Consider the following 25,587-nt stretch of genomic DNA (forward strand, 5'->3'; position numbering starts at 1 on the left):
CCATGCCCGTCGACGTGCTGTTCGTCGGAGACCTGATGCTCTCCGCGCCCGACCCGGAGCGGTTCTTCGCCCCGACTCGGGAGATCCTCACCGGCGCCGACCTCGCCGTCGGTCACCTGGAGTGGCCGCACACCGAGCGGGGCCAGGTGTGCGTGGTGGACATCCCCGCCCCGGCGAACCCGCCGGGCCACCTCGACGCCGTGGCGGACGCCGGGTTCGGCGTGCTCACGATGGCGAGCAACCACATGTTCGACCAGGGCCCGTACGGCGTGGCCGACTCGATCGACGCCGTGCGGGCCCGCGGCATGGAGCCGGTCGGCGCCGGCACGACCATCGAGGAGGCCCGCCGCCCGGCCGTCGTGCGCAGGGGCGGCATCACCTTCGGGTTCCTCAGCTACAACGCGGTGGGGCCGCGGGAGTCGTGGGCGACGGCGGTCAAGGCGGGCGTCGCCCCGATCCGCGTGCTCAACCACTACGAGCTCGACGTCGCCTCCCCGGGCAGCGCGCCCGCGGAGTTCACCAGCGTCGAGCAGGAGTCCGAGGAGGCGATGCGGGCCGACATCGCGGCCCTCGCCGCGGCCGTCGACGTCGTCTGCGTGTCGATCCACAAGGGGATGGGCTTCGTCCACGCGACGCTGGCGTCCTACGAGCGGCCGCTCGCGCGTGCCGCCGTCGACGCGGGCGCCGACGTGGTGATCGGACACCACGCCCACATCCTGCGCGGGGTCGAGGTGTACCGGGGTCGCCCGATCTTCCACGGGATCAACCACTTCGTGCCCGCCTACACGGCCGAGACCGACCCGCTCGGCGGGAAGCGCCCGCGGCCGCGGCGGGCCCCGAGCATCGGCTTCTTCACCCCGGACCCCGGGCGCGCCCCGTTCCCGTTCCCCCGGGACTCCCGTCACACGATGATCGCGCGGGTCGCCGTCGACGGCGACGGGATCGTCGAGGCCCGCTTCATCCCCTGCTACCTCGACCCCGATTCGGTGCCGGTGCCGTGCCACGGCGCCGACGCGGACGCCACGGCCGACTACGTCGACCGCATCACCCGCGACGCCGGCCTGTCCGCCGAGTTCGTCCGGCGCGGGCCGCACGTCACCTTCCTCGACCGCGCGAGGACCGGGGAGCGCGCATGGGCATGATCGTGCTGCGGCGGCTGGTGTTCGCGATCCCGCTGCTGTTCGCCGTCTCGCTGGTGACGTTCACGCTGATCGCGATCGCGCCGGGCGACGCGGCCCGGGTGCTCGCCGGGCCGGAGGCGACGCTCGCCGAGTACGAGGCGCTGCGCCAGGAGCTCGGGCTCGACGACTCCTTCGTCGTGCAGTACGGGAACTGGTTGTCGGGCGCGCTGCAGGGCGACCTGGGCACGTCCATCGTCAACGGCCAGGACGTGGCGCAGGCGCTCAACCAGCGCCTCGGGGTGACCCTGTCGATCGTGATCCCGGCAGTGGTGATCTCGTCGCTGCTCGGGATCCTGATCGGCTGCCTCAGCGCCCACCGCGGCGGGTGGCTCGCCCGGCTGGTGGACACCACGGCGGTGGTCGGCAACGCGCTGCCGAACTTCTGGATCGCGCTGGTCCTCGTGACGTTGTTCGCGGTGACGTTCCCGATCTTCCCGGCCATCGGCTACGTCGGGCTGACCGACTCGCCCGCGGGGTGGGCGCGCTCGCTCACGCTCCCGGTGCTCAGCATGGTCATCGGCGGCCTCGCCGGCACGGCGAAGCAGACCCGCGACGCCATGCTCACGGGCCTGTCGGCCGAGTACACGCTCGCGCACCGGGCGGACGGGGTGAGCGAGCGAGTCATCGTCTACCGGCACGCCCTGCGCAACTCGGCCGCGCCGATCATCGCGATGGTCGGCCTGCACTTCGTCGGGGCCCTGGGCGGCACGGTGCTGGTGGAGAGCATCTTCGGGTTGCCCGGCCTGGGCGGGCTCGCGGTGAGCTCCACCGCCACCCACGACATCCCGACGATCCAGGGCGTCGTCATCTACTTCGCGGTGCTCGTCGTCCTGGTCAACCTCGTCCTGGACCTGACCTACCGCCGGATCAACCCGAAGGTGGCGTTGCGGTGAGCGCTCCCACCCCCACGGCCCTTGCACCGGTACCCGCGGCCGAGGCCGCGCCCGCCCGGCGCCCGGGCCTGCTGACGCGGTTCCTCCGCAAGCCGGTCGCCGTCGTCGCCGCCGTGTTCCTGGTGCTGCTGGGCCTCGCGTGCGTCGCGGCGCCGCTCGTCGCCCCGTACGGCGAGAGCGAGGCCGTCCTCGCCGACGCCTCCTCCGGCCCGTCGGCCGCCCACCTGCTGGGCACCGACAAGCTCGGCTACGACATCTTCAGCCGGCTGCTCCACGGCGGCGCCCACACCCTCGGCCCGGCGGCCCTGTCGGTGGTGATCGCGTGCCTGGTCGGGGTGCCCGTCGGGATGGCGTCGGGTTTCCGGGGCGGGCGGCTGGACCGGGTGGTCGGCTGGGTCCTCGACGGCGTGATGTCCATCCCGTCGACGATCTTCCTGCTCGCGGTCCTCGCCGTGTTCCCGCACGACCTGACGGTGGCGATGGCGTTCTTCGGCCTGCTGATCTCGCCGCCGGTCGCCAAGGTGGTGCGGTCGGTGGTGCTCGGCGTGCGCGCGGAGCAGTACATCGACGTCGCCCGGGTGAGCGGCATCAGCGACGTGGGGATCCTGTGGCGCCACGTGCGCTCCAAGCTCGCCGGTGTCGTCGTGGTGCAGCTGACGCTGGTGGCCGGCGTGTCGATCCTCGCCCAGAGCGGCCTGGAGTTCCTCGGCCTCGGCCCGCAGCCGCCGACGCCGACCTGGGGCAACCTGGTCAGCACCGCCGCCGACTCCATCCACCAGCAGCCGTGGCTGCTCGTGCCGACCGGTGGCCTGATCGCGCTGGTCGTGCTCGCGCTGTGGTCCGTGGGAGACGGGCTGCGCGACGCGCTCGCCGAGCGGTGGCAGGGCCCGCCCACCACCCGCAGCCGCCGCGCTGCCCCGGCCGCGGCGCCGGGCCGGTCGACGGCGGTACCCGTCGACGACGGGGTGCTGGTGCTCGACGGCCTGACGGTGAGCTTCGGCGACGGTGCGGCCCGCACGCCGGTCGTCCAGGACGTCGCGGTGAGCGTCGCGCCGGGGGAGACGGTGGCGCTGCTCGGGGAGTCGGGGTGCGGCAAGAGCGTCACCGCGCGGGCCGCGGCCGGGCTGCTGCCGAGCGCCGCGCACGTCGACGCGGGATCGGTGGTGTTCGACGGGACGACCCACGACCTGGCCGGGCAAGACGCCGACCTGCCGCGCGGCGCGGGCATCGCGATGATCTTCCAGGAGCCGGTCGCGGCCCTCGACCCGTCGCTGACCGTCGGTGCCGTCCTGACCGGTTCGGTCCGCCGCCACACCGGGGTGGACCGCAGGGCCGCCCGGGCCCGCGCGCTCGAGCTGCTGGAGCAGGTCGGCATCCGCGACGCCGAGTCGGTGCTCGCCCGCTACCCCCACGAGCTCTCGGGTGGCATGGCGCAGCGCGTCTGCATCGCCCGCGCGCTCGCCGGGAACCCGAAGGTGCTCATCGCGGACGAACCCACGACGGCCCTCGACGTCACCGTGCAGGAGGGTGTGCTCGACCTGCTGCGCGAGCGGCAGGAGGAGACCGGGCTGGGCATCCTGTTCGTCACCCACGACTGGGGCGTGGTCGCCGACATCGCGACGCGCTGCGTGGTGATGTACGCGGGCCAGGTCGTCGAGGTGGCAGGAGTGGACGACCTGTTCGCCGACGCCCGGCACCCGTACTCCCGCGCGCTGATGGCCGCGAACCCGGCGGCCGCCCGCCCGGGCGAACGCCTCACCGCGCTCCCCGGCCGGGTGCCCGCGGCGTCCGAGTGGCCGGTCGGGTGCCGGTTCCAGGCCCGCTGCCCGTGGGCGGCCGAGGAGTGCGGCCGCGCGCCGATCCCGCTCACGACCGGCGCCGACGGGCGCCAGGTCCGGTGCGTCCGCTGCGAGGAGGTCGCCGGTGCCGGATTCTGACCTCGCGCTCGACGTCCAGGGCGCCTGCATCGACTACGGGCCGAGGAAGCGCCGCGTCCGCGCCGTGGAGGACGTCTCGCTCACGGTGGCGGCGGGCGAGACCGTCGGCCTGGTGGGGGAGTCCGGTTCGGGGAAGACCTCGGTCGCGATGGCCGCGCTCGGGCTGGTGCCCCTCAGCGCGGGCAGCATCCTCGTCAACGGCCGCACGGTCGACCCGCGGCAGCGGGGGAGTGTGGTCGCGGCCGGGGCGCAGGCGGTCTTCCAGAGCCCCTACAGCTCGCTGGACCCCGCGATGCCGGTCCGGGCGATCCTCGCGGAGGCGGTCGCCCACCTGCGGCTGCCGCGCCACGGGGTCGGTACGCGCGTCCGCACGGTGCTGGAGGAGGTCGGGCTCGACGAGCGGGCCGCCGAGCGCTACCCGCGGGAGTTCTCCGGCGGGCAGCGCCAGCGCATCGCGATCGCCCGGGCGATGATGGCCCGCCCCCGGCTGATCATCTGCGACGAGCCCACCAGCGCCCTCGACCTGTCGGTGCAGGCGCAGGTGGCCAACCTCCTGATGGACCTGCAGGAGCGGCACGGCATGAGCTACCTGGTGATCAGCCACGACCTGGCGCTGGTGCACCACCTCGCGGCCCGCATGTACGTCATGCACCGCGGCCGCATCGTGGAGGCGGGATCCGCCTCCGAGGTCTACCGATCGCCACGGGACCCGTACACGAGGGCGCTCATCGAGGCCGCCCCGCTCCCGGATCCCGCGGCTCAACGTCGACGGCGGGTCCGGGCCGCCCCGTCAGAGGTGGAGTTGCAACGATGACGTCGTTCACGCGCAGCGCGGTCCGGAGACCGGCGCTGGCACTGGCGGCGATGGCCCTCGTGGTCGGGTCGCTCACGGCCTGCGGTGGCGCGTCCGCCGCCGGGGGTGACACCACGCTGGACATCCAGTTCGCCGGGCCCCCGATCACCGGCCTGGACCCGGCGAAGTCGGGCGGCGGGGGATCGATGATCTACAACACCCTCGCCTACGACCCCCTGATCTTCATGCAGCCCGACGGCACGCTGGTGGCGGACCTGGCCGAGTCGTGGCGGTGGGCCGACGACCGGTACACGGTGTTCGAGCTGACGCTGCGCACCGGCGTGAAGTTCAGCGACGGCACCGAGATGACCGCCGAGGGCGTCGCGCAGTGGCTGCAGTACTTCAAGGAAGGCAAGGCCACGCAGAGCTCCAACCTGGCCACGATGACCGAGGCCCGGGCCGTGGACGCGACCACCGTGCAGATCACGCTGAGCGAGCCGGACCCCGACTTCCCGGCGCTGCTGTCGCAGCAGTACCCCACCGGGCTCGTGGCCGCTCCCGCCGGGATGAACGAGCCGGGGTCGCTGGACGCCGCGACCAACGGCACCGGCCCGTACGTGCTCGACCCGGGCGAGACGGTGACCGGCGACCACTACACCTACGTCCCGAACCCGCACTACTGGAACCCGAACGGGATCGTCTACGACAAGGTCGTCGTCCACGTGATCTCGGACCCGAACACCATCGTGTCCGCGATGTCGGCGGGGCAGCTCGACATCGCCCTCGGCAGCCCGAGCACGGCCACGACCGCCGAGAGCGCCGGGATCGAGGTGCAGTCGGTGCCCGGCCGGGTCGTCGGGCTCTACCTGCTCGACCGCGAGGGCACCCTCGCCCCGGAGCTCGGCGACGTGCGGGTCCGGCAGGCGATCAACTACGCGATCGACCGCGAGTCGATCTCCGCGGCGCTCAACCCCGACGGCTTCGCCGATCCCACCTCGCAGATGGGCCTGCCCCAGCAGGCGGGGTTCGACCCGGCGCTGGACGCGATCTACCCCTACGACCCGCAGAAGGCGCGGCAGCTGCTCGCCGAGGCCGGTCACCCGGACGGCATCTCCTTCGAGGTGACCTGCGCGGCGGTGCTCAACCTCTGCCCCTACGCCCAGGCGGTGGGGACCTCGCTGGCGAGCGCCGGGATCACCATGACCATCAACGAGGAGTCGGAGGTCTCCTCGTTCAACCAGAAGTTCGCGGGCGGCGAGGCGCCCGCGGTGATGTTCCAGTCCAGCGGCCCGGCCTTCCGCATGGCGCGGGGCCTGACCCGCCCGGACGTGCTCGCCAACCCCTTCGACACGCAGGACCCGGAGATCGAGGCGGCCTACCAGCAGCTCGCGACGGCCGGGGAGGACGCGGCCGGGCCCGCCTGGCAGGCGCTGGTGCGGCTGCTGGCCGACAAGGGCTGGTTCGCGCCCGTCGAACGCCCGCACACCGTCGTGTTCTCGAAGGGCGTCGACAACGTCACCGTGACCGAAGGCTTCCCCGCCTACTACTCGGTGATCGACCCCACCGGTACGCACACCTGGAGGCCCGCGCCATGACGCTCGCCGGGACGACGATCGCGGACACCACGCGGGGCAAGGTCGAGGGCACGGCCGAGGACGGCGTGCACCGGTTCCTCGGCATCCCCTACGCCGCCCCGGTGAGCGGGGCGGGCCGGTTCCTGCCGCCGCGGCCCGCCCCGGGGTGGACCGGCGTCCGGGAGGCCGTCACCCCCGGCCCGATCGCGCCGCAGTTCGCCGTGCCGAGCCGCCCGGCGCTCGCCGAGCAGGGCGAGGACTGCCTGGTCCTGAACGTGTGGACGCCCGCGCTCACCGGCGACCGGCCGGTGCTGGTGTGGATCCACGGCGGCGGGTTCTTCACCGGCACCGGCTACATGCCGCACACTGTCGGGGCGGCCCTCGCGAGCAGCGAGGACGTGGTGGTGGTGTCGCTCAACCATCGGCTGGGGCTGCTGGGGTTCCTCCACCTCGCCGAGCTGGGCGGGGCGGAGTGGGGGTTCGAGGCCAACCCCAGCCTCCTCGACCTGGTGGCCGCGCTGGAGTGGGTGCGCGACAACATCGCGGGCTTCGGCGGCGACCCGGGCCGCGTGACGGTCTTCGGCCACTCCGGCGGGGGCGGCAAGGTCACCTCGCTGTTGACGTCACCGGCCGCGCGCGGCCTGTTCCACCGGGCCGGGGTCCTCGGCGGGCCGCCGTTCGGCCTGAAGGATGCCGGCCGCGCCACGCTCGAGGCCGAGCGGACGCTGCGCATGCTCGACCTGGACCGCGCCGACCTCGCGGCGCTTCAGGACGTGCCGCTCGACCGGCTGCTCGACGTGCAGGGCCGCCTGGGCGTCGGGCGGGGGCCCACCGAGGACAGCATGCGGTTCGCGCCGGTGGTGGGCACCCCCTCGGTGCCCGCGTACCCCCAGGAGGCGCTCGCCGCGGGCGTCGGCGCCGACGTGCCGCTGCTGATCGGCACGGCGCGCGACGAGGCGCGCTTCATGCTCGCCGCGCATCCGGGGTGGCTGGATCCCGGCGTGGACGTCGACGACGACACCGTGGTCCGGCTCGTCGAGCCGGGTGTCGACGACACCTCGGCCGCGGCCGGCGTCGTCGCCGGCTACCGGGCCCGGGCCGGCCGCGGCACCCGCAACGTCGACCTGCTGATGGACGTGCTCAGCGACCAGTTCACCGTGCGCTCCGCGCGGCTCGCCGACGCCCACCACGCCGGCGGCGGCCGGGTACGCGGCTACTTCTGCGACCTCGACCGGGATGAGCCGCTCGGGGCGTTCCACGGGATCGAGGTGCCGGTCTTCTTCCGCACGGTCGGCCTCGGACCGGTCGGCGCGTCCGGACCGGCCCTGGAGCGCGCCGCGGCGGTGATGGGCGCGGCGCTGGCCGCCTTCGCCCGCACCGGCGACCCGGCCGACGGCGTCACCGGCGCCGGGGTCGCCTGGCCCGCCTACGAGCCCGGCGCCCGCACCCAGCTGCGGTTCGGCGACGACGGGTTCGACGCGACCAGCCGGTTCGCCGACGAGCGGGTCGGGTGGTGGCACGGGGTGTCGACCTCCGGGCGGACCGATCCGTGGGGGCGGGCGTTCGCGGCCGCCGCGGAGGCCGGGTGACGGCGCTGCCCGGTGTGAGCGCCCCCGGTGTGACGGCCCTGCCGGATCCCGGGCGGGCGTTCGGGGCGGGCGACGCCGGGGCCGGCCACCGCCAGGAGGAGTTCCTCGTGGCGGGGGTGGCCTGCGGGGAGCCGTTCCGGACGCGGGTGCTGCTCCGCCGGCCCGAGGTGACCGCGCCGAGCGGGGTGGTCGTCGTGGAGCCGATGCACTTCGGCGGCGGTCGCCCCGTCTGGGACCACGCCCACGTGCAGCTGCTGCGCGCCGGCCACACCTGGGTCGAGGTCGCCTGCCAGACCACGCCCGCGTACCGGCGGATGATCCCCAGCGACCCGGACCGGTACGCGGGCATCCGGCTCGCGGGCACGCCGACGGCCGGTGGCCCGGAGGTGGGGCCCGATGCCGATCTCCGACGGGCCTCCGACGCGTTCGCCCGCGAGTGGTGGGAGAGCAGCCCGCAGCTGTTCGAGGTCCTCACCTCGGTGTTCGCGCTGCTGCGCGCGGGCGGGCTCCCGGGCGTGCGGGCGGAGACGATTGTGCTCGCGGGCGCCTCGCAGACCGGTGGCGTCGTGCGGCGGTACGCCCGGCTCGCCGCACCCGGCGGCCCCCTCGCGGGTGCGGCCCGGCCCGACGGCCTGCTGCCCCTGCACAGCGGCGGCACCGCGCTCCCGGCGGAGCTGGACCTGCCCACCGTCGAGCTGCTGGCCGAGTCGGAGATCGAGTCGGTGCGCTCGGCGGCCGGCCTGCCCGGCCAGGGGCGGGACCTCGCGCACCGGGACTGCGCCGGCCCTTCCTACCGCTGCTACGAGGTGCCCGGAATGGCCCACGTGGATTCGCGCGACCGCGTCCCCGCCGCCGCGCCGCCGCCCGGCTCGCGCTGGAGCCGCTTCCCGCACGCGCACATGGTGCACGCGGTGCTCGAGGCGCTCGTCGCCTGGATCCGCGACGGCCGGGAGCCGGCCCCCGCCCCGTGGCTCGAGACCGACGCCCGCGGCCGGCTGGTCCGGGACGCGCTGGGGCACCCGCTCGGCGGGCTGCGGCTGCCCGCCGTCGAGGTGCCGCTCGCCCGGATCCGGGTGATCTCCGACGGCGCGCGGTGGTCGCGCGGGCACGAGTTCGCCCTGGGCGCCGACGAGCTGCGGGCGCGGTACGGCAGCGCCGCGGCCCACCTGCGCGCCTCGGGCGAGGTCCTGGACCGGCTCGTCGCCCACCACCACTACCCGCGGGCGGACGCACAGCGCTGGCTCGCCGAGACCTCGACCGAGCTCGCGGCAACCTTGGAGGAACGCACCATCGTGAACGCCCGGCACATCCCCGAGGACTTCGACCCGGCAGCGACCGACGACCCCGACGAGGTGCACGCGCTGTACCGGGGCCTGCGGTCGCGCTGCCCGGTGGCCCACACCGACGCCTACGGCGGCTTCTGGGCGCTGACGACCCACCAGGAGGTGCGGGCGGCCGCCCTGGACGACGCGCGGTTCATCTCCTCGGTGAAGGCGGTGGTGCCCAGCGACCCGCGCGGGCTGCGGCGGCCACCGCTCAACTTCGACGCCCCGCGCCACACCCCCTTCCGCAGGGCCCTCGACGCCACGCTGTCGCGCCGCAGGCTCGCCGGCCTGGAACCCGCGCTGCGCGCGCACGCCGTCCGCGTGCTCACCCCGATGCTGAAGCGCGGCACCGGCGACATCGCGCAGGAGTTCGGCGCGCTCTACCCGGCCTGGGTGACCACGGAGTGGCTGAACCTGGACCCGGAGCTCGCCCCCGCGCTCGCCGAGACGGCCGCGCGGTGGGTGCGGGCGTGGCGGCAGCAGGACGCCGAGGTGGTCAACACCATGAGCGGTCGCATGTACGAGATGGCACGGGCGCTCGTCGCCGACCGCCGGGAGCGCCCGCGCCCCGTCGAGGAGGACCCGGCCAGCTCGCTGCTCGCCCAGCGGGTGGACGGCGAGCCCCTCGACGAGGAGCACATCGTCGGCGCGCTGCGCCAGTCGCTCGTGGTCGGCATGGTCGCGCCCCCGATCGTCGTCGGCTCGATCGCCACCCACCTCGGCACGGACCAGGAGCTGCAGCAGCGGTTGCGCGCCGAACCGGACCTCGTCCCCGCGGCGCTGGAGGAGTTCCTGCGGCTCTACGCGCCGTACCGGGGCTTCGCGCGCACCGTGGTCGAGCCGACCGTGGTGCTCGGCCGGGAGATCCGGCCCGGTGAGCCGGTCACCCTGACCTACGCGTCGGCCAACCGCGACGCGACGGTGTTCGACGACCCCGACGAGTTCCGCCTCGACCGGCCCAACATCGCCGACCACCTCGCGTTCGGGCGGGGCCGCCACCGGTGCCCCGGCGCGCCGATGGCGCGGTTGATGTTGCGGGTCGCGCTGGAGGAGCTGCTCGCGCGCACCGCTTCCTTCACCGCGGTCGGCTCGCGGGAGGGCGCGCGGATGCCCGAGCTCGGCATCGTCTCCTCCCACCTCGAGTTCGTCCTCCCCGCTGATGGGCGCTGACGGCTCGCCCGAGAACCACCTGGTGGCCGTGCCGCCGCGGCCGAACGGCACGGCGCTGGTCTACTGCCCCGGCTACGGCGCCGGCGCGGTGCCGCCGCTCGCACCGGCGGCGCTGCCGGCGTCGGCCCTGACCGAACGCGGCTACCTGCTGGTGGCGGTCCCGGGAGCCCCGGGCTGGTCGGTGACCGAGGGCATCCGCGCCACGCTGTGCACGGTGGAGGCGCTGCGGCGCCGCGGGGACGTCGACCGCTGCATCGTGTGGGGCCAGTCCATGGGCGGGCTGGCCGCGGTGGCGATCGCCGAGACCCCGGACTCCGGTGTCGACGGCGTGATCTCGCTCTGCGGGTCCGTGGCCGGGCCGGTGGCGATGCTGAACCAGGCCCTCGACGCCGCGTGGGTCGCGGCCGTCCTGGGCCGGTGGGAGAAGATCGACCTGATCGGGGAGGTACCGGACGCCCAGCGCGCCGCCCGGGCGCGCGTCCTGCTGCGGCGGACCCACGAGACGGCCCTCGGCCGGGCCCGGATCGCGCTCGCCTGCGCCGTCGGGCAGCTGCCGACCTGGTCCCGGCCGGGCACGCCGCGGCCCGTGACGCCGGCGGCACGGCAACGGCAGCAAGCCGCGATCTTCGAGTGGGCCGTGCTCGCGCCGCGCAACGACCTGCGGGCCCGCGCGGGGGGCACGTTCTCCTGGAACACCGGCGTCGACTACGCCGCCCAGCTGGCCCGCAGCGGGTACGCCGACCTGGTCGGGTCGCTCTACGCTTCCTGCCGTGCCCATCTCGCCGCCGACCTGGACCGGCTCGCGGCCGCCCCTCGGATCGGGGCCGACCCGGAGGCGGTGGCCCGGATGCACACCATGATCACGCCCACCGGCCGGCTGCGGGTACCGACCCTCACCGTGCACCAGAACGGCGACGCCGCGCCGGTGGTGACGCAGGCGATCGCCTACCGGGACGCCGTCGCCGCGGCGGGCCGCAGCGCCCTGCTGGCGCAGCGCTTCATCGACCGGCCGGGGCACTGCAGCGAGGCGCCCGCCGAGCTGCTCGGGAGCATCGCCGAGCTGGAACACCGGCTCGGCACCGGAGACTGGCCCGCGGCGGAACCGGACCGGTGGGGGAGTCCGCCGGACCACGGGTTCCTGCGGCCGTCGGGTCCGCGTGACGGCTGCGATGGTCGCTGAAGCGGCGCCGTCGCGCCCGCCGCGCCCGCGCCTGGGCCCCGAACCGCAGCGCCTGCTGGTCATCGTGCTCGGGGACTACTGGTACTGGCGCCCCGAGCCGATCCCGTCCCAGGTGCTGGTGGCGGTGCTCGGGGAGTTCGGGATCACCCCGGTGGGCGCCCGGGCCGCGGTGCGCCGGCTGACCCAGCGCGGCCTGGTGCGCCGCACCAAGATCGGCCGGACCACGTCGTACGGGATCCCGCTGCGACCGGCCGCGGTGATCGTGGCGCGGCTGAAGACGCTCTTCGACGTCGCCGGTGCGGCGCCGTGGGACGGGCGCTGGACCGGGGTGGCCTACTCGGTGCCCGAGGAGGACCGGGAGGCCCGCCGCAACCTCCGCGACGACCTGCGGCTGCAGGGGTTCGGCCCGCTGTTCGACGGCCTGTGGGTCTCCCCGTGGGACCGGCGGGTGCCCGCCCACTCGGCGGTGGAGCGGCACGGCGTCGAGGCCGCGACGGTCTTCCGCACCGAGCTGGACGGAATGTCCCCCGCGGCGATCGTCACGCGCGCCTTCGACCTGCGCGACCCGGCCGAGCGCTACCGCAGGTTCGCCGAGCGCTACGAGCCGGTGCGGCAGCGGGTCCACGCGGGCGAGATCGGCCCGCGGGAGGCCCTGCGGGTGCGCACCGAGCTGACCGCCGAGTGGCGCTACGCCGAGCTGACCGATCCGCGGTTGCCCGCGGAGCTCCTGCCGCCGGACTGGCCCCGTGCCGGCGCACGGGCCGGCTACACCGACATCTACGACGGGCTCGCCGAGCCGGCGCTGCGGCGGTTCCGCGAGCTGCTCGGGCAGGTCGACCCGGCGCTCGCCGAGCTGGCCACGTTCCACACCTGCGAGTCCGTCCGCCTCCTGCCCGACGGCGCGGCGGCACCCCGGGCGCAGGAGACCGAGTTCGAGCGCGCCACCCGGGAGGACCGCGTCCGCTCGATGCGCCGGATCACCCCGTGACGGGCTCGTCGCCGGCTCGGCCACCGGACCCGGGGTCCGGGTGATCCCGGCGGAGGCCACCCGCAGCGTCGGGACGACGGTGCGCGGTGGGTCGCGTCGAACGCGCCGAGGACGGCGGACACGCGTGCGGCCACGCCGGCCCCTGGGGCCCTTCCGCTCACGTCGTGTCCGGCGCCTCGTCGCCGAGGGCGCTGCAGCACAGCTCCAGGTTCTGCCGGAACAGCGCGTGCTGCACCTCCGGCACGGCGCCGAGCATCGTCTGCTCGATCGCCTCGACCAGCGGGTCGCACCGCTCCAGCAGGTCGAGCCCGGCCGGGGTGAGGGTGATCAGCAGGACGCGGCGGTTGTCCGGGTCGCGCCGGCGGGTGATGTGCCCGCGGCGCTCGAGCCACTGGACCATCTCGTGCATGGTCTGGGGGGTGACGAAGGAGCGCCGCGCCAGCTGGGCGGACGACAGCTCGTCGCGGGCACGCAGCGCGGCGAGCGCCGTGAACTGCAGGGTGGTCAGGCCGTGCGGGCGCAGCGCCTCGTCCATCCTGGCCCGCACCGCGAGTTCGAGGCGTTTGACCAGGTAGAGGGTCAGGGGTTCGTCCGTCACCCCCGGATCGTCCCGCACGGCCCGCGCCGTCACGCGAAGTGCTCGCGGACCACCGCCTTCTGCACCTTCCCGGACCCGGTGCGCGGGAGCTCGTCCCAGAACTCGACGTGCGTGGGCACCTTGTACCCGGCGAGCCGCTCCCGCAGGAACGCGCGGATCTCCTCGGCCGTCGCCGCGGCACCGGGCGCGAGCACCACCACCGCGCGCGGGACCTCGCCCCACTTCGGGTCCGGCGCCGCCACCACCGCGCACAGCTCCACGGCGGGGTGTTCGTACAGCGCGGACTCCACCTCGGCCGGATAGACGTTCTCGCCGCCGGAGATGATCGTGTCCTTGATCCGGTCGACCACGGTGAAGAACCCGTCGTCGTCCACGGTCGCGACGTCGCCGGAGTGCAGCCAGCCCCCTGCGAGGGCCTCGTCGGTGGCCTCCGGCCGGTTCCAGTACCCGAGCATGACGTTCGGGCCGCGGACCACGATCTCGCCGCGTTCCCCCGGTACCACCGGGGCGCCGGACGGGTCGACGATCCGGACGTCGGTGAAGAAGGACGGCACGCCCGCGCTGCCTGCCTTGGTGTGCACGGCCTCGGGATCGAGGATGAGGACCCCGGGGCTGGCCTCCGTCATGCCGTAGCCCTGCACGAAGGTCAGGCCGCGGTCCAGGTACCGGCGGATCGTCGCCTCCGGGACCGGGGCCCCGCCGCACAGCAGGGTGCGCAGGCTCGACAGGTCGGCGCTCGCCCACCCCGGCTGGGCGGCGATGGCGTCGTACATCGCCGGCACCCCGAACAGCGTGGTGACGCCGAGGTGGGGGATCAGCTCCAGCGTGCGGGCGGGGTCGAAGGACTCCTCCAGCACGCAGGTGCCGCCCTTGAGCAGCGTCGGCAGGCAGCTCATGCCCAGCGCCGCCGCGTGGAACAGCGGGGCGGAGACCAGCGCGACCTCGCGCCCGGACACGTCGCTCTCCACCAGCACGTTCACGCAGTTCCACGTGAGGTTGCCGTGGGAGAGCACCGCGCCCTTCGGCCGGCCGGTCGACCCGGACGTGTACATGATCAGGCAGGGGTCGTCCAGCGAGACCGGCACGTCGATCGGCTCGGCGCCCGGCGGGAGCGCGCGGGGGAGCGACCCGGACCCGAGCCGCGCGTGCAGCCGCGGGCCCGCAGCGGCGTCGACGAGCGGGCCGGCGGCCGGCGCGTGGACGAGCACCGCGACGCCGGCGTCGTCCAGCACATAGGCCAGTTCCGGCGCGCTCAGCCGCGCGTTCACGGGCACGAACACCCCGCCCAGCGAGGCGGTGGCGAACAGCGTCTCGAGGTAGGCCGGGTGGTTGGGCCCCAGGTATCCCACCCGGTCGCCCGGGCGCACCCCCAGCTCGCGCAGGTGGTGCGCCAGCGCGGTGGTGCGCCGTGCCAGGTCGGCGTAGGTGATCCGCTCCTCGCCGTGGACGATCGCGGTCCGGCCCGGGGTCATCCGGGCGCGGCGCGCGGGCCACGATCCGAGGCCACCGTCGCGCATCGTCGCGCCTCCCGTGCCGTCAGTCGTGCGAGTAGGCCGACAGGCCCGGCCGGAAGGACTTCTGGTCCAGGAACTGCGAGAGGCCCTTCTGGCGGCCCTGCTCGGCGTCGAGGAACTGGGACTGCTCGAGCTTGGCGTACAGGTAGTCCTCCGCCTGGTCCCACGACATCTCCTGGGCGAGCTTGTAGCCCACCTTCGCGGCCCGGAGCACCGTCGGGTTCATCGACGCCAGCTTGAGCGCCAGCTCGCGCGTGCGCTCACGCAGCCGGGCGGCCGGCACCGCCTCGTTGACCAGCCGCATCTCGGCGGCCCGGCGCCCGTCGAACGGCTCGCCGGTCATGATGAAGTACAGCGCGTCGCGCTGGCTCACGGTCGCGGCCAGCGCGCGGGAGACCACGCCGCCCGGCGGGATGCCCCAGTTGATCTCGGAGAGGCCGTACTGCGCCTCCTCGTCGGAGACGGCCAGGTCGCAGGCCACGAGCGGGGTGAACGCACCCCCGAAGCACCAGCCGTTGACCATCGCGATCGTCGGCTTGGACCAGTTCGCCAGGCGCTTCCACTGCCATTCCGCGGACGCGCGGCGCACGCGGACCTGCAGGGCGGGGTCGCCGGACTCGTCGACCTCGCGGAAGTACTCCTTGAGGTCCATCCCCGCGGAGAACGCGTCGCCCGCCCCGGTGAGCACCAGGACCTTGCAGCGGGGGTCGCCCTCGAGGGCGTCGAGGGTGCGGACCATCTCGTCGTTGAGCGTCGGGTTCATCGCGTTCCGCTTGTCCGGGCGGTTCAGCGTGACCCAGGCGATGCCCTCGTCGAACTCGACGAGAACCGTGTTGCCCCACGCGATCTCGGCGGGGGTGGTGGTGGGTGCTGCCATGACGGTCGTACCTCTCAGAACGGGTACCGCGCCGACTCGGCGCGGACGGTGACCCACTGGGTCTCGGTGAAGGCGTCGATGTTGGCGCGCGCGCCGCCGACGCGGCCGGTGCCGGACGCGCCGACGCCGCCGAACGGGACGGCCGGTTCGTCGTTGACGGTCTGGTCGTTGATGTGGACGAGCCCGGTCGGGATGCGGTCGGCGAGCGCGAGCCCGGCGGCGGGGTCCGCGGTGAGCACGCCGAGGGACAGCCCGTACTCGGTGTCGGCGGCGAGCTCGGCGGCCTCGTCGGCGGTGTCGAACGGCCGCACGCACGCGACCGGCCCGAACACCTCCTCCTCGTAGGCGGGGATCCCGGCGTGGCAGTCGGCCAGCACGGTCGGCCGGAAGAACGGGCCGTCCGCCGTGCCGCCCTGCACGAGCCGGGCCCCGGCGGCGACGCTGCGGTCCACCAGGTCCTGGACCCGGGCGAGCTGGGCGGCGTCGATGATCGGGCCGAGCGCGACGTCGCTCGTGTACGGGTCGCCGACGGGCAGCTGCTCGGCCTTCTTCCCCAGCAGCTCGACGTAGCGCTCGTAGAGCGAGCGGTGCACCAGGTGCCGCCCGGTGGCCATGCAGATCTGCCCCTGGTGCAGGAAGGACCCGAAGGCCCCGCAGGAGGCCGCGGCCTCCAGGTCGGCGTCGGCGCACACGATGAGCGCGCTGTTGCCGCCCAGCTCCAGGTGGGCGCGTTTGAGCAGCTCACCGGCCTTCGCGCCGATGACGCGGCCCGCCCGGGTGGAGCCGGTGAAGGAGATGACCGGCACCCGCGGGTGCTCGACCAGCGCGGCCCCCGCCTCGGCCTCGCCGGGCAGCACCTGCAGCACACCGGTCGGGACCCCCGCCTCCTCGAACACGCGGGCGATCACCACGCCGCCGCTCACCGCGGTGCGCGGGTCCGGCTTGACGATCACCGCGTTGCCCAGCGCGAGGGCCGGGGCCACCGAGCGCATCGACAGCAGCAGCGGGAAGTTGAACGGCGAGATCACCCCGACCACGCCGGCCGGGACCCGCCGTTCGAGGCTGATGCGCCCGCTCGCGGGCAGCAGCTCCCCGTACGGGGCGGACGCGTGGCCCGCGGCCTGGGTGCACTCCCCGGCCGCGCCCGCGATCTCGATCCCGGCCTTGAGCCGGACCGATCCCGCCTCGCGCACCAGCCACTCGGCGATCTCGTCGGTGTGCGCGGTGAGCAGCCGCGCCGCCTCGAACAGGACCGCGGCGCGCTCGGTGTGCGGGCGTGCGGCCCACTCCCGCTGCGCCGCGACGGCCCGCCGGACCGCGGCGTCGACGTCCGTGGCGCTCGCCAGGCCTACGGTGCCCAGCGTCGCGCCGGTCGCGGGTTCGCGCACCTCGCGCGTGCCGCCGGCACCTTCCTCCCAGGAGCTCGCGTAGAGCCGGCCCTGCCACACCGCGGCATCGAGGAAGGACACCGGAACCTCCTTGGTTATTAATCAGGACTCCTGATGAACATAACCCACGGAGGACCCGTCGGCGCATGTGATGCCGCGTTCGTCACACGGCGAACGTCAGGATGCCTGGGGAGTCGGAGACCGATGGGTAGGCCGGCGTATTTCTCCGCCGGCCCCGTGGCGCCCGCCTCGCTGGTCCCTCTCCGGCCCGGGGCGTGCGGTGGGGGAGGATGGCGCCGATGACCCTCGCCGAGTCGACGTCGCTGCCCCGGCACAGTCAGCGGCTGCTCGGCACGCTGCTGGGGGACTACTGGTTCTGGCGTCCCGAGCCCCTGCCGTCGGCCGCCCTGGCGGAGATCATGGGGGAGTTCGGGCTCGCCGAGCAGGCGGCGCGGGCGGCGATGCGGCGCGCCGCTGCCCGCGGGGCGGTGGTGGCCACGCGGTCCGGGCGGACCACCGCGTACGGCGTGCCCGCGCGCACCCGCGAGACCGTGGTGGCGCACCTGACCCGGCTGATGCGCTTCGGTGCCGGGGACCGGCGGTGGGACGGCCGGTGGACGATGGCCCTGTTCACCGTGCCCGAGGAGGAGCGCGAGACCCGGCGCACCGTCCGCACCCGGCTGCGCTGGCTCGGGCTCGCGCCGCTGTACGACGGGGTGTGGGTCTCGCCGTGGGAGGTCGGCGACCGGGTCGCGGCGGTGCTGGCCGACCTCGGGGTGGAGACCGCGACGGTCGTGCGGGCCGAGGTGGTGACGGCGGGCCCGGCAGGTGATCCGGTCACGGCCTGGGACCTCGCTGAGCTCCGGGAGCGCTACGCGGCGTTCCTCGTCGAGCACGCCGACCTGCGCGAGGGCGTGCGGGCGGGCCGGGTCGACCCGGCCGAGGCGCTGGTGGCGCGCACCCACCTGATGACCGCGTGGCGGGAGTTCCCCGACATCGACCCGGAACTGCCCCCCGAACTGCTGCCCGCCGACTGGCCGCTGCCGGCCGCCCGCGCGTTGTTCGTCGAGGTCTACGACGGGCTCGGGCCGCTCGCCGAGCGGCGGTTCGCGGAGCTCGTCGGCACGCACGATCCCGCGCTCGCGGCCCTGGCCGCCCACCGGACGAGCGCGGACGTCCTGCGGGGGGAGAACGCCGCCGCGATCCCGGCGGGCGAGGAGCCGTGGATCGGCCCGATCGGCGAATAGGCGACGACTCGTTGTCCGAACGGACTCGAGGACGTAACGTGTTGCTCGCCGGACGGCAGCCGCCGTCGCTCCGGTCCCCGCTCGCCGTCTCACCGTGGAGCACGACGTGACCGAACCCGCCCCTCCCGCCCCACCCGGCCTCCGCGCGCTGCTCGCGGGGCCGGTCGGCATCTGCCTCGCGAACTACGAGTTCGGCGTGTACGGCACCATGGCCGCGCTCGTGATCAACGACCTGTTCTTCCCGACGCTCGACCCCGCGGCGGGCACGCTCGCCGCCTTCACCACCTTCGCGGCCGGGTTCCTGGCCAAGCCGCTCGGCGGGCTGCTCTTCGGCCGGATCGGCGACCGCTACGGCCGCCGCGCGGTCGTCGTCGGCGGTCTGCTGCTGATGGGCGTCGCGACCATCGGGATCGGCCTGCTGCCGACCTACGCGACGATCGGCGTCGCCGCCCCGGTGCTGCTCACCGCGTTGCGGCTGCTGCAGGGGCTCGCCGTCGGCGGGGAGTGGGGTGGGGCCGCCACGCTGGCCGTCGAGCACGCGCCCGTGCACCGCCGCGGGCTGTGGGGCGGCGCGGTGGGCGTCGGCGGCCCGATCGGGTCGATCCTCGGCGCCCTGACCGTGCTGCCGTTGACCGCCTTCCTCAGCCACGAGCAGTTCCTCGCGTGGGGCTGGCGGCTGCCGTTCCTGGTGAGCGCGGTGCTGCTCGCCGTCGGGCTCTGGATGCGGCTGGGGGTGGCCGAGTCCGCGGTCTTCCGGAAGGAGGTCGCCACGCGCACCCGCCGCCGCGGCGACCTGGGCCGCGTGCTCACCACGAACGGCGGGTCGATGGCGCTGGTGTTCTTCCTGGCCGGCGCGGCCGTCACCGGCATCTACCTGCTCAACACCTACTCCCTGTCCTACGCGGTGAACGAGGCCGGCCTCGACCGCACCACGATGCTCACCTGCATGACGACCGCGCAGATCATCGCGGTGGTGGCCGCGATCGGGATGCTCACGCGCATCGACCGCATCGGTCTGCCGGGGCTCTACCAGGTGAGCGCGATCGGGCTGGCCCTCACGGCGTGGCTGCTCTTCGCCGCGCTGGACACCGGCACCGTGCCGGTCGTGCTCGTGGCGCTGTGCCTCGGCCAGGTGGCGGTCAACGGGATGGTCGTGTCGTCCGTGCCGATCTACGTGCTGCTCTTCCGCCCGCAGGACCGTGTGACCGGTGCGGGCGTCAGCTTCAAGACCTCCGACGCCATCCTCGGCGGCACCACGCCGCTGCTGGCCGGCCTGCTCGTCCGCGCGACCGGCTCGGGCTGGGCGGTGGCGCTGTACGTCACGGTGCTGGTGCTGATCGCGCTGGCCGCGTCGGTCGCCGGACGGCGGCTCCTCGCCGAGCGCACCCGGCGCCCGGCCCCCGAACCCCTGGAGGCACCCGCGTGACGGCGGAGACGACACCGCAGGACCCGATCCCCGCGCAGCCGGGCGAGCACCACTTCGACCCGCTCGCGGAGGAGACGTTCACCAGCTCGCACGAGCTGTACGAGGAGCTGCGCGGGCGGTGCCCGGTGGCGCGGAGCGAGACCTACGGCGGGTTCTGGGCGTTGCTGCGCCACCGCGACGTCGTCTCGGTCCTGCAGGACTCCGAGACGTTCACCACCAGCGTGCAGAACGTGGTGCCGAAGTTCGCCTTCACCGGCCGCCGGCCGCCGCTGCACCTCGACCCGCCCGAGCACACCGACTACCGCAGGGTGATCAACCGGTTCTTCACCAAGGGCCGGATGGCCACGCTTCAGCCCGCGGTGCGCGGGCACGTCGCGCGGCTGGTCGCCGAGATGGTGGCCGCCGGAGAGGCCGATGTCGGCCCGGCGTACGCCCAGACCATGCCCGCGCACGTCTTCGCCGAGTTCTTCCACCTCCCGCTGGAGCTCGCCGCGCGGATCGAGCAGATCAGCGCCGAGTACGTGCGCGCGATCCAGCTCGTCGACGACGACGAGGTCAAGCGCGGCAGCAGGCTGCTCTACGGCATCGCCGCCGACGTCATCGACGCCCGGAAGGCCGAGGGCACCGATCCCGCCCAGGACCTCACCGCGGCGCTGCTCGCCGCCGGGCTGCCCGACGACATGGTGCTGGGCTGCGTCCGGCAGCTGCTGGTCACCGGCATGGTGGCGCCGAGCGTGTTCATCGGCACGATGCTCGCGCACCTGGCCGAGCACGGGGACCTGCAGGCGCTGCTGCGCGCCGAGCCGGACCGGATCCCGGCCGCCGTCGAGGAGTACCTGCGCCTCTTCACGCCGTACCGCGGCATGTCGCGCACCGCGCGCCGCGACGTCGTGATCGGCGGCAGGCTGATCCGAGAGGGCGAGCCGATCGCGCTCGTCTACACCTCGGCCAACCGCGACGAGGAGGTCTTCCCCCAGGGTGAGGAGTTCGTGCTCGACCGGCCGAACCTGCGCACCGCCATCCCCTTCGGCGCGGGCATCCACGCCTGCCCCGGCGCCCCGCTCGCGCGGATGATGCTGCGGATGACGCTGGAGGAGCTCCTGGCCCGCACCAGCTCGTTCGAGGTCTGCGGCGAGATCCTCATGGCCCGGTGGGCGGAGTGGGGCACCCGCTCGGTGCCGATGCGCTTCACGCCGGTCTGATCCCGCCTGCGGCCCAGGCTGCTCGCGGGGGCATGATCGAGGACGGACCGGAGGTCGGGGTGGGTCAGGCGGCCGCGGCCGGTCTCGGCGATCGGCCCGGCGAGATTCCCGGGCTCGGCCCGGTCGGCGCCGGCGTCGCGCGGGCGGCGGTCGCCGCGCGGCGCCGGGGTGCGGCCTGGCGGTTCGCCACCGTTGACGCGGCCGGTCACCTGCTGCTGGCCGGGCCGCTAGGGCGCCGCCCGCGCAGCACGAGCCGGCCACCCGCGGTCCGGGGCGGGGTGGTCGAGCGGCACGTCACCGTCGCCGAACTCCAGCGTCACGGCATCGACCCCGGCCCGCGCCGCGCCGCGTGGGCCGGCGTGCTGGCCGAGATCGCCGCCTGGGCCGACCGCGACCGCCTCCGCGGATTGCTGACCGCCGATCGCGACGCCCGGTTCGCGCGCGGGCCTCTCGCCGAGTGACCCGGTGACGGCCACGTGCACGGTGACCCGCACACCCTCGTTCATGTCGCCGGCGCCCAGGGCGCGGCCGCGGCGGCCGCTGCCTCGTGGGCGGCGCGCACCGCGCGTTCGGCGGCGACGGCGGCCGCCCGCCCCACGTCACCCCGGGTAGGGGCGGTTGAACCTCGGCGGCTGGAACGGGATGTAGCGCGGAGTGGGGTCGGCGCCCAGCTCACCGGCCCGGTCGTTCATGGCGCGCGGGTCGGTGGCCGGCCAGCGGCCGGTGTCGAGGCGCTCGGCCATGACGCGGAGGGCGGCCTGCTGCTCGGCGGGGGAGAAGGTGCAGTGGCCGACCGACCGGACGTAGGTCTGGCGCAGCAGCGCGTTCTTCCCGGCGCGGCGCACGATCTCGCCGTAGAACTGCTGCTGGGCCACCGTGGAGATCTGGTCGCCGGTGCCCGACACGGTGAGCACCGGGACGCGCAGGTCGCCGTCGAACACGAGGCCCCGCGCGAAGCGCTCGACGGCGGCCGGGTCGGCGGCGATACGCGGAGCGGCGGCCAGCGCGTCGAGGTCGGCCCGCAGGTCGAGCCCCGCCTCGCGGTAGAGGGTGTCCACGGCGCGGTGCAGCGCGGGCTCGGCGGAGCGCAGCTGCGCGGCGTAGTCGACGCCGGTGTTCCACGACGGGTTGCCGCCGGAGACCTCGGTGAGCTGCCGCCTGCTGCCCATGGCCTGTCCCATGTAGGGCAGGCTGCCGCCGGCCAGGGCGAGGTAGGTGCCCTCCTGCAGCGCCGCCGCGTCGCGGTCCTCCGGTCGCGGGGTGGGCGTGCCGTCGGGGTTCGTGCCCCACGCCGGCACCTGCCCGATCGCGGCGGCGAGGGCGATCCGGGCTCGGCCCTCGGGGGTCTGCTGGGCCTGCCCCAGCGCGTCGAACCAGGCCTTTCGGGCTCCCTCGACGTCCTCCGGCACGTCCACCACCGGCAACCCGGGGGCGACGAGCCGTTCGAGTACGAAGACCGTGTCGAGCTTCTGGTTCCACTGGGCCACGGACCCGCCGAGCCCGCCGCAGAACGGCACGGCCGCGTCGAACGCGTCCGGGTGCAGCTGGGCGGCGCCCGCGGAGACGAACCCGCCCATCGAGCTGCCCGAGGCGATCGCGTGCCGCGCCGGGCCGTAGGTCTCCTCGAAGCGGGCGAGCGCCTCGGCCTGGTTGTCGATGGCGTCGCGGATCCGCCACCCGGTGACGGTGCGGGTGGTGCCGCCGCGGGCCACCCCGTCGGCGAGCAGGCGCTCGGTCAGCTGCTCGGACTCGCCGCCGTCGGCGTAGTCGAGCGCCACGACGACCGTGCCGTTCCACTGCGTGGGCACGGCGAAGGCGTACGGCGTGCCGTCGGCGAGGGTGCCGGAGATGCAGGTGGGCCGGGCAGCGGAGTCCGGCATGCAGGGTTCCCCTCCCGACGATGCGGGCGGGGCGGCCGCGGCCGTCCCGGTGCCCGCGAGAGCGGTCAGGGCGACGGCCGCGCCCAGCACGGCGCGGCGGATCCGGGCGTCGATCACAGCGGCAACCCCTTCGTCTCGACGGTCCACTCCGGCTCGGAGCACAGACCGCATTCCGGTCCGACGAACCGGGCGCCTGCCCGCTCGTCGCCGCGCAGCACGTAGTCGAACCAGTCGGCGGCGACCTGCCAGCCGGTGGTCGCCTGCTCGCCGGAGACCAGCCCGCTGTGCCCGACGGTCGCGTGCCCGGCGAGGACCGCGGGCACGGTGAGCAGCGCGTGGTTGTCGATGCTGTTCTGGTACGCCACGTCGTCCGGGCCGCCGTTCACCAGCAGCGTCGGGCTGTGCAGCTGCGCGAGGCGGTTCCGGCCGTAGCCGCCGAACGCCGGCTCGGGCAGGTAGCCGGTGTTGAACCCGGCCACGGCGCCGACGCGGGGGTCGGTGCCCGCGGCGAGCGCCTCCACACCGCCGCAGGAGTGGCCGAGCACGCCGATGCGGTCGGGGGCCGCGCGCCCGTCGAGCTGGCGCCGCGCCTGGCGCGAGGTCGTGGCCCAGTCGATCGCGGCGAGCAGCGCCTCCGGGTGGGCGGTGGTGGTCTCCGGGGCGCTCGGCACGGGGAAGGCGTCGGGGGCGCCGTTCGCGATCACGATGTAGCCCTGGGAGGCGAGGCCGGTGAGGAAGGTGATCGCCGAGAGGTTGCTCGCGGCGCAGGCACCGTTGCCGTAGGCGATGACGGGCACCCCGCCCCGCGGCAGGGCCCGGAGGTCGGCCGGCCGGTACACGGTGTGCCCGGGCAGGCCCTCGGCCGCCTCCCGGACGGTGGCCCGCACGTCGCGAGAACCGGTGCCGGTGGCCGCGTGCCCGGCGCCGGGTGCGGCGAGGGCGGCCAGCGCGACCGCAGCGGTGAGCACCACGATCCGGGTGCGTGTTCGGGGAGACACCAGTGTTTCCTCTCGATCAGCCGGCGACGGGGAGCTGCACGAGCGAGGGCTGGGCGGGGTCGGTGAGCACCTCGATCCGCGCGCCCTGCGCGTCCGGCAGCGGGCCGCTCTCGCGGTAGTCGGCGCCGGTGACGCTCACCTGGATGCGGTGCCCGGCGCGCACGACGTAGGACGTGGGGAGCAGCCCGAAGCGCAGCCGCGCGACCTCGCCGGGTGCGAGCGGGGCCGCGTCCTGCTCGTAGGCCCGGTGCCAGGGCACGCCCTCGGGCACGGCGTACGGGGCCGGGTGCTCGGCGCGCAGCGAGGCCCGCAGCCTGCCCTCGGTGATCACGGTGACGGTGCCGTCGGGCGCGACGTCCTCGAGGTAGGCGAACACGTGCGCGTCCGGGCGGTCGACGCGGACCTGCAGGTCGGCGACGGGCGAGCCGGTCAGCTCGGTGTCCGCGTCGAGGACCGGCCCGGTCCAGGACGTCCCCGCGCCCGGCACGTGGCAGGGCTGGGCGAACGGGCCCGAGCCGGAGTCCGGGCAGGTCACGTCGGCGCCGACGGTGAGCGTGCGCGCGCCCGGGGCGTCCGACCCGAGCACGCCGTCCCCACCGAGCGGGGTCGGGGTGGCGCTCACACCGGCCGGGGGCCAGGTATCCGCGGTGCGCCACTCCAGCCCCGTCGCATCCGGCACGGCGGAGTCCGGGGTGGCGTAGTGGATGCGCGGCTCGGCGTCGAGCCCGGTGTCGATCCCCTTCAGGTGCTGGTCGAAGAACCGGTGGGCCTCCTCGGCGAGCGCGAAGCCCGCGTTCTCGCAGTGCTCCCACGGGCCGATGAGCAGCCGGGAGCCCGGCACGGTCAACAGGGTGGCGACGCCCTGCCCCCGCAGCTCGTCGCGCCAGCCGCCGACGATGTAGACGGGCACCCCGGACGCGCGGATCTGGTCGGGGTAGGAGCCGACGCTGCCCTCGGACCAGAACCGCGACTGCACCAGCGGGGAGAAGCTGTCGCGGTAGGGCATGGCGCGCCACATCTCGGCGAGCGGCGGCGAGGCCTGGTGCTCGAGCGCAGCCTGGTGCAGCAGCGCCTTGTCCTCGTCGCCCTGCACGGGCGTGTTCTCCATGTCCTGCTCGACGGTCCGCGCCGGGCCCACGCCCCACTGCGCCGGGATCCCGCCGACGCGCCACGCGTCGTACTTGTCCCACGAGAAGCAGCCGGCGAAGGCGGCCGAGAGGTGCGGCGGCCGGACGGTGAGGGCGTGCATCGCCGCGTCCCCGGTGTTGGAGCAGCCGTAGATGCCGACCTTCCCCGTCGACCACGGCTGCGTGGCGAGCCACTCGGTGACCTCGTAGGCGTCGTGGGCCTCGATGCGGTCGTTGTAGCCGCGGCGCACGCCGAACGACTGGCCGTTGCCCCGCCGCGCGACCTGCGCCACGACGTACCCGTGCTCGGTCAGCGCGGGCATGGCGGAGAAGCCGCCCTCGCGCGGGCCCGTGCCGTTCTCGGCGTCGCTGTCGATCGTGAGGCTGTGGTGCCACAGCACCGGGAACGGGCCCGGCGCCGCCTGCCCGTCGACCGCGGGCCGGTCCAGCCGCACCGCGAGCCGGGTGCCGTCGCGCATCGGCAGGTAGCGGCTCTCCGTGACGTGCTCGGTGAACTCCGGCGGGGGCCGGTAGTCGCCGAACGACGCCGCGGACGCCGCGGGGCGCGCGGGTTCGTCCTGCGGGACGGCCAGCACCGTGGCCGTCACGGCCACGGCCGCGAGTGCCGCGGCGGCGGCCCCGAGGTGGAGCGGTCGGACCATCGGATCCTCCGTGCAACGGTCGTTGGTGCAGGGCGGGA

The 25,587-nt window shown here is 75.0% G+C and carries 20 protein-coding genes; 13 read left to right on the plus strand and 7 right to left on the minus strand.

All coding sequences use genetic code 11. From position 1 onward, the window contains the following. The first annotated feature begins 2 nt into the window (after positions 1-2). From ACU436_RS38025 to ACU436_RS38065, 9 genes are read left to right on the plus strand one after another with little or no spacing between them, the layout of a single operon-like run. Positions 3-1,142, plus strand: a complete 1,140-nt coding sequence (locus ACU436_RS38025) for a CapA family protein (protein ID WP_459031960.1) — start codon at positions 3-5, stop codon at positions 1,140-1,142. After that, the gene (locus ACU436_RS38030; RefSeq protein WP_459031961.1) at positions 1,133-2,074 is read left to right on the plus strand and encodes an ABC transporter permease; all 942 of its coding nucleotides are present in this window, start codon (positions 1,133-1,135) and stop codon (positions 2,072-2,074) included. Before ACU436_RS38025 ends, ACU436_RS38030 begins: the two co-directional genes overlap by 10 nt. Beyond that, positions 2,071-4,011, plus strand: a complete 1,941-nt coding sequence (locus tag ACU436_RS38035; RefSeq protein WP_459031962.1) for a dipeptide/oligopeptide/nickel ABC transporter permease/ATP-binding protein — start codon at positions 2,071-2,073, stop codon at positions 4,009-4,011. Before ACU436_RS38030 ends, ACU436_RS38035 begins: the two co-directional genes overlap by 4 nt. Next, positions 3,998-4,825 (plus strand): ABC transporter ATP-binding protein, encoded by an 828-nt coding sequence (locus tag ACU436_RS38040; RefSeq protein ID WP_459031963.1) that lies wholly within the window; start codon positions 3,998-4,000, stop codon positions 4,823-4,825. The genes ACU436_RS38035 and ACU436_RS38040 overlap by 14 nt, the downstream gene beginning before the upstream one ends. Beyond that, positions 4,822-6,399 (plus strand): ABC transporter substrate-binding protein, encoded by a 1,578-nt coding sequence (locus ACU436_RS38045; protein ID WP_459031964.1) that lies wholly within the window; start codon positions 4,822-4,824, stop codon positions 6,397-6,399. Before ACU436_RS38040 ends, ACU436_RS38045 begins: the two co-directional genes overlap by 4 nt. Beyond that, positions 6,396-7,967, plus strand: a complete 1,572-nt coding sequence (locus ACU436_RS38050) for a carboxylesterase/lipase family protein (protein ID WP_459031965.1) — start codon at positions 6,396-6,398, stop codon at positions 7,965-7,967. Before ACU436_RS38045 ends, ACU436_RS38050 begins: the two co-directional genes overlap by 4 nt. After that, a complete protein-coding gene (locus ACU436_RS38055) occupies positions 7,964-10,462 on the plus strand; it encodes a cytochrome P450 (RefSeq protein ID WP_459031966.1) in 2,499 nt (832 codons plus the stop codon). Before ACU436_RS38050 ends, ACU436_RS38055 begins: the two co-directional genes overlap by 4 nt. Then, positions 10,452-11,642: an alpha/beta hydrolase family protein gene (locus tag ACU436_RS38060; protein WP_459031967.1), complete on the plus strand. Its 1,191-nt coding sequence runs from the start codon at positions 10,452-10,454 to the stop codon at positions 11,640-11,642. The genes ACU436_RS38055 and ACU436_RS38060 overlap by 11 nt, the downstream gene beginning before the upstream one ends. Continuing rightward, complete coding sequence (locus ACU436_RS38065; protein ID WP_459031968.1) at positions 11,632-12,630, plus strand: PaaX family transcriptional regulator; 999 nt, start codon at positions 11,632-11,634, stop codon at positions 12,628-12,630. The genes ACU436_RS38060 and ACU436_RS38065 overlap by 11 nt, the downstream gene beginning before the upstream one ends. 157 nt (positions 12,631-12,787) lie before the next feature. Here the strand turns inward: ACU436_RS38065 and ACU436_RS38070 are convergent, their stop codons facing one another. From ACU436_RS38070 to ACU436_RS38085, 4 genes are read right to left on the minus strand one after another with little or no spacing between them, the layout of a single operon-like run. Continuing rightward, positions 12,788-13,228: a MarR family winged helix-turn-helix transcriptional regulator gene (locus tag ACU436_RS38070; RefSeq protein WP_459031969.1), complete on the minus strand. Its 441-nt coding sequence runs from the start codon at positions 13,226-13,228 to the stop codon at positions 12,788-12,790. Positions 13,229-13,257: 29 nt separating this feature from the next. Further along, positions 13,258-14,745: an acyl-CoA synthetase gene (locus tag ACU436_RS38075; RefSeq protein ID WP_459031970.1), complete on the minus strand. Its 1,488-nt coding sequence runs from the start codon at positions 14,743-14,745 to the stop codon at positions 13,258-13,260. 19 nt (positions 14,746-14,764) lie between these two features. Continuing rightward, the gene (locus ACU436_RS38080; RefSeq protein WP_459031971.1) at positions 14,765-15,619 is read right to left on the minus strand and encodes a p-hydroxycinnamoyl CoA hydratase/lyase; all 855 of its coding nucleotides are present in this window, start codon (positions 15,617-15,619) and stop codon (positions 14,765-14,767) included. Positions 15,620-15,633: 14 nt separating this feature from the next. Further along, positions 15,634-17,088 carry a benzaldehyde dehydrogenase gene (locus ACU436_RS38085; protein WP_459031972.1) on the minus strand — a complete coding sequence of 485 codons (1,455 nt, stop codon included), beginning with the start codon at positions 17,086-17,088 and terminating at the stop codon, positions 15,634-15,636. Positions 17,089-17,306: 218 nt separating this feature from the next. On the opposite strand from ACU436_RS38085, the gene ACU436_RS38090 reads away from it, so the two are divergent. The 4 genes from ACU436_RS38090 to ACU436_RS38105 all read left to right on the plus strand — a co-directional run bounded on the left by ACU436_RS38090 (position 17,307) and on the right by ACU436_RS38105 (position 21,343). After that, positions 17,307-18,254: a PaaX family transcriptional regulator gene (locus ACU436_RS38090; protein WP_459031973.1), complete on the plus strand. Its 948-nt coding sequence runs from the start codon at positions 17,307-17,309 to the stop codon at positions 18,252-18,254. Between the two features lie 106 nt (positions 18,255-18,360). Further along, positions 18,361-19,680 (plus strand): MFS transporter, encoded by a 1,320-nt coding sequence (locus ACU436_RS38095; protein WP_459031974.1) that lies wholly within the window; start codon positions 18,361-18,363, stop codon positions 19,678-19,680. Beyond that, positions 19,677-20,882: a cytochrome P450 gene (locus ACU436_RS38100; protein ID WP_459031975.1), complete on the plus strand. Its 1,206-nt coding sequence runs from the start codon at positions 19,677-19,679 to the stop codon at positions 20,880-20,882. Before ACU436_RS38095 ends, ACU436_RS38100 begins: the two co-directional genes overlap by 4 nt. A 32-nt stretch (positions 20,883-20,914) precedes the next feature. Then, the gene (locus tag ACU436_RS38105; protein ID WP_459031976.1) at positions 20,915-21,343 is read left to right on the plus strand and encodes a hypothetical protein; all 429 of its coding nucleotides are present in this window, start codon (positions 20,915-20,917) and stop codon (positions 21,341-21,343) included. A gap of 138 nt (positions 21,344-21,481) precedes the next feature. Here the strand turns inward: ACU436_RS38105 and ACU436_RS38110 are convergent, their stop codons facing one another. Genes ACU436_RS38110 through ACU436_RS38120 form a run of 3 tightly spaced genes read right to left on the minus strand, consistent with a single transcriptional unit; the run spans position 21,482 to position 25,549 of the window. Further along, positions 21,482-22,879 (minus strand): alpha/beta hydrolase family protein, encoded by a 1,398-nt coding sequence (locus tag ACU436_RS38110; protein ID WP_459031977.1) that lies wholly within the window; start codon positions 22,877-22,879, stop codon positions 21,482-21,484. Continuing rightward, entirely contained in the window at positions 22,876-23,760 is an 885-nt protein-coding gene (locus tag ACU436_RS38115) for a poly(ethylene terephthalate) hydrolase family protein (protein ID WP_459031978.1), read from the minus strand. The genes ACU436_RS38110 and ACU436_RS38115 overlap by 4 nt, the downstream gene beginning before the upstream one ends. A gap of 16 nt (positions 23,761-23,776) precedes the next feature. Then, on the minus strand, positions 23,777-25,549 hold the full coding sequence (locus tag ACU436_RS38120; RefSeq protein WP_459031980.1) for a CocE/NonD family hydrolase: 1,773 nt from the start codon (positions 25,547-25,549) through the stop codon (positions 23,777-23,779). Positions 25,550-25,587: the final 38 nt, after the last annotated feature.

This window comes from Pseudonocardia wallangbongensis (assembly GCF_054486945.1).

Bases quoted from the DNA above. Each gene is read 5' to 3' on its own strand.
- ACU436_RS38090 (WP_459031973.1), top strand. From the start codon at position 17,307: ATGACCCTCGCCGAGTCGACGTCGCTGCCCCGGCACAGTCAGCGGCTG.
- ACU436_RS38080 (WP_459031971.1), bottom strand. From the start codon at position 15,619: ATGGCAGCACCCACCACCACCCCCGCCGAGATCGCGTGGGGCAACACG.
- ACU436_RS38060 (WP_459031967.1), top strand. From the start codon at position 10,452: ATGGGCGCTGACGGCTCGCCCGAGAACCACCTGGTGGCCGTGCCGCCG.
- ACU436_RS38120 (WP_459031980.1), bottom strand. From the start codon at position 25,549: ATGGTCCGACCGCTCCACCTCGGGGCCGCCGCCGCGGCACTCGCGGCC.
- ACU436_RS38065 (WP_459031968.1), top strand. From the start codon at position 11,632: ATGGTCGCTGAAGCGGCGCCGTCGCGCCCGCCGCGCCCGCGCCTGGGC.
- ACU436_RS38030 (WP_459031961.1), top strand. From the start codon at position 1,133: ATGGGCATGATCGTGCTGCGGCGGCTGGTGTTCGCGATCCCGCTGCTG.
- ACU436_RS38075 (WP_459031970.1), bottom strand. From the start codon at position 14,745: ATGCGCGACGGTGGCCTCGGATCGTGGCCCGCGCGCCGCGCCCGGATG.
- ACU436_RS38025 (WP_459031960.1), top strand. From the start codon at position 3: ATGCCCGTCGACGTGCTGTTCGTCGGAGACCTGATGCTCTCCGCGCCC.
- ACU436_RS38045 (WP_459031964.1), top strand. From the start codon at position 4,822: ATGACGTCGTTCACGCGCAGCGCGGTCCGGAGACCGGCGCTGGCACTG.
- ACU436_RS38050 (WP_459031965.1), top strand. From the start codon at position 6,396: ATGACGCTCGCCGGGACGACGATCGCGGACACCACGCGGGGCAAGGTC.
- ACU436_RS38105 (WP_459031976.1), top strand. From the start codon at position 20,915: ATGATCGAGGACGGACCGGAGGTCGGGGTGGGTCAGGCGGCCGCGGCC.